Origin of the sequence: Candidatus Corynebacterium faecigallinarum, assembly GCF_052264515.1 — a bacterium.
GTDB lineage: Bacteria > Actinomycetota > Actinomycetes > Mycobacteriales > Mycobacteriaceae > Corynebacterium > Corynebacterium faecigallinarum.
This window is the reverse complement of sequence record NZ_JBQQOC010000097.1, coordinates 1-475: the sequence shown is the minus strand read 5'-3', so window position 1 is coordinate 475 and position 475 is coordinate 1. Positions and strand designations below refer to the sequence as shown.

The window sequence follows — 475 nt, the reverse complement described above, 5'->3', positions numbered from 1 at the left end:
CGCAAATCGTGGACAGGTAACTAAGCTGCCTCAGGTTCCTCAGCAGCAGGTTTGTTGAGCAGATTCATCTCGAACTCCACCGGCGGAACATAGCCCAGCGCGGAGTGCAGTCGCCGACGGTTGTACCGGGACTCGATCCAGTCGCCGACCTTCAACCTGGCCTCCGCCCGGGTAGGCCACTTCCTCCGGTCGTAGAACTCGGTTTTCAGCGTCGCCCACACGCTCTCGGCCATCGCATTGTCTTAAGCCACACACCGGTCCGCCCGACCGACTGCAGGATCTCCAGGTCGCTGCAGACTGTGAACATGTCATCACTGGTGAATTCGGTACCCCGATCAGCATGGAACACCACACCCTCGGGAACTTCCCCACGCAGTGTGTGAGCCATTTTCAGCGCCTTGGCGACCAGGAAGGTGCCCATGCGTGAGTCTATCGCCCGGCCCAACATCCGTCGGGAATGCGCATCGGTGACTGC

1 pseudogene is annotated in these 475 nt (G+C 60.4%); it reads right to left on the bottom strand.

Annotation, left to right across the window (positions count from 1 at the left end):
- Positions 1-20: 20 nt before the first annotated feature.
- Positions 21-475: pseudogene (locus tag ACTXPP_RS14220) on the bottom strand (integrase core domain-containing protein); the annotation flags it as partial.